This window comes from Flavobacteriales bacterium (genome assembly GCA_025210805.1).
Taxonomy (GTDB): Bacteria; Bacteroidota; Bacteroidia; order Flavobacteriales; family CAJXXR01; genus JAOAQX01.
Genome location: JAOAQX010000002.1, coordinates 1 through 2,562 on the forward strand (window position 1 = coordinate 1; position 2,562 = coordinate 2,562).

5 protein-coding genes are annotated in these 2,562 nt (G+C 33.6%); all 5 read left to right on the forward strand.

Going from position 1 to position 2,562, the window contains the following annotated elements; genetic code table 11:
- Positions 1-355 (forward strand): hypothetical protein (locus N4A45_00595; protein MCT4663712.1); only part of this gene is annotated, 355 nt, incomplete at its 5' end.
- Between the two features lie 18 nt (positions 356-373).
- Entirely contained in the window at positions 374-1,501 is a 1,128-nt protein-coding gene (locus N4A45_00600; protein ID MCT4663713.1) for a phage tail protein, read from the forward strand.
- 9 nt (positions 1,502-1,510) lie between these two features.
- A complete protein-coding gene (locus N4A45_00605) occupies positions 1,511-1,894 on the forward strand; it encodes a hypothetical protein (protein ID MCT4663714.1) in 384 nt (127 codons plus the stop codon).
- 3 nt (positions 1,895-1,897) lie between these two features.
- Positions 1,898-2,038, forward strand: coding sequence for a hypothetical protein (locus N4A45_00610; protein ID MCT4663715.1), 141 nt, complete (start codon positions 1,898-1,900; stop codon positions 2,036-2,038).
- Positions 2,039-2,267: 229 nt separating this feature from the next.
- The gene (locus tag N4A45_00615) at positions 2,268-2,435 is read left to right on the forward strand and encodes a hypothetical protein (protein ID MCT4663716.1); all 168 of its coding nucleotides are present in this window, start codon (positions 2,268-2,270) and stop codon (positions 2,433-2,435) included.
- The last annotated feature ends 127 nt before the right edge of the window (positions 2,436-2,562 follow it).

A 2,562-nucleotide genomic window follows, 5' to 3' on the forward strand; every position in this document is an offset into this window, starting at 1 on the left:
AGGTACCAGAGATAGAATGACAACGTATGAAAAGATAAAAACTCTCATAAACGCAGTAGATTCAGTGAAAAATGAGAGAAGTCATCTGGAGTGTTTGGAGATAGTGAGAGGGAATGAGGGCGGGGTTCGGGTTGGGCATGTAATAAAAAAGACTCTAAAACTTCACATGCCCATGAAAACTACTCAAGATAAATACAAAGGGCAAGGTAGCGTTATGATGGGGCACGTTTACAAAAAGAAAACTATACAAAAAATGCCCATAAAGACATTTCAAGATATGTATCAAGCGAGTAGCTCAATCAAAGCTATGGTATTTTTGAGAGTTATAAAATTTAAAAATATTGGAGGGATATAAGTGGCGAGCAATAATCAAATGAACCTAACAAACGCTGGGAAAAACGTTCTACTCAAAGCACAGATGGGTTCTACACTTAAATTTAAAAGAGTAGGAGTTGGATCAGGAACACTGGCAGAAGATGTAGATATTAGAACATTGACTGCATTGATTGATGAAAAAATGCAGGTCGACATTTCTTCATATGATTTAGATGAAGAAAAAAACATAATGACCATGAAAGTAAATATAAGCAACAAAGCATTAGAAACAGGATTCTTCATGAGAGAGATAGGCATATTCGTAGAAGATCCAGAAAACGCCGACAATGAAATACTCTATAGCGTCATGAACGCAGGATATGAAGGAGACTTTCTACCTCGATTTGGTAACATCCCAGTTGAAATCATACTTGAGATATTTGCAGTAGTTGGGGAAGCAGAGCATATTGAGGTGGTTATAAATGATACGTTGATTTATGTTTTGAGAAATGAGTATGAGACGAAGATTGAGGAGATGAATACTAAGATTAGTCAGGTTGAGAAAGCTTCCATGAATGCAATAGAAGAAGTCAAAATAGCAGTTGGAGATGATCCAAACTTTGCAGAGAGCATAAGTGAGGAAATTAAAACAATATCAGAGACTATGAATTCTGTTACTAAGGATCAATCCAATATAGAACAATCCCTTGGAAACTTAGAAGAACTGAAAACAACAGATAAAACAAATGTAACTAGTGCTATTAATGAACTTTTTCAAAATGTCAGTAACGGAAAACAAACAGTAGGTACTGCGATTACTGACATAGACCCTAATACAGTTGTACCTACTAATCCGACATTTGCAGAGTTATCTGTTGCTATTAAAAGTATTAGCACGGGAGCTAAAATGGCAAAAGGAACTAAAACTTTAAATCCATACGGAGAAATAATTGTAACGGGATTAGATTTTACTCCTGCTTTTATTTTTGTAAGAGTTAGCGTTAATCGAACAGACCAAATTATGATCTATTCTAATTTTAAATATTCTGGAACGAGTTTAAGCATAAAACTAAATAACGCTAGAGTTTTGGAGATCCCAAATAATATTTATTATGGAGCCTTTATACTTTCACCTAATGAAACAGATTTTGGTAATTCAAATGCATATTGGTTAGCTATAGAATAGGAGAAAATTATGAAAATAGGAAGAAAAATATATTATGAAAAAACAACTGGAAATATTTTAGTAGACACAGGAGAAAGAAGTGGTTTTGTTAAACAAACAACAAAAGAAGATGACTTTAAAAACTATTTAGAACTTAGTAAGAGAAATGAAGAAACAGTTGGAGTTTTAAATTTAGAATATGGGCAATTTGTTCAAGATTTTTCAGTATGTGTTGGATATAGAGTTAATTTGGAAGATGAGAGTTTAGAATTTCTTTATCCAACTGGAGATGAAAAAGAAGATGAAATTATTGAACCGCAAAGACCAATGAGCGAGGAACTAAAAGAAATGAAAGATAAAATCAGTGGATTACAAAGAGCATTAGCTGAAGTAACAATGATGAAGGGGGTGTAATAAATGACATTTAATCAGGATTCAGGATTAGTAAAATATGTTTGGGTTCCATTAGTTAAATCAGGAATATTCAAATTAGAAAATGTTCCAGCACTTGGAAACCTAAAAGAAGTAGTAGCAGATGTAATAAATTCAAACAAATAAGGGAGAGATGAAAATGAAATCATTAAACACAGCAAAGAGAAGAAATAAAATGTACCTAAGAGCATTTGAACTAGAGTACGGTAGAAGACAAGGAAAAAGAAAACTATAACAAATTAGAGATGCAGAACACACACTTGATTGCGGAACTGCACTTGATGCAATCGTAGCACTCACAGAAAAAGGTTCAACAGAAGAGAAACGTAATAGATACAAGAAAGAGTACGACTTCATGAAGAGCCTAGAACCTACCATATCAAAAATATCTGAGGATAAAAAACTATCACCGGAGGAAGAACAAATTGAATCAAAATATGGATTTTATGACCTCATCGAGAAAGCACTAGCAGCTGCAGTCGAAGCTAGAAGAGAAATGAGAAAAGAAGCAAATAAAAAATAGACGGAGGGATGTTATGAACCAAAGTATTTGTGATGAAAAGCATAGAAACGTAGATGAAAAATTCAAAACGCATGAAAGAAGACTAAACAATCACAGTGAAAGACTTGATAGTCTAGAACAATACAGA

Excerpts from the sequence above, each read along its gene's own strand:
- N4A45_00600 (MCT4663713.1), top strand. The coding sequence starts at position 374 with ATGAACCTAACAAACGCTGGGAAAAACGTTCTACTCAAAGCACAGATG.
- N4A45_00605 (MCT4663714.1), top strand. The coding sequence starts at position 1,511 with ATGAAAATAGGAAGAAAAATATATTATGAAAAAACAACTGGAAATATT.
- N4A45_00615 (MCT4663716.1), top strand. The coding sequence starts at position 2,268 with ATGAAGAGCCTAGAACCTACCATATCAAAAATATCTGAGGATAAAAAA.
- N4A45_00610 (MCT4663715.1), top strand. The coding sequence starts at position 1,898 with ATGACATTTAATCAGGATTCAGGATTAGTAAAATATGTTTGGGTTCCA.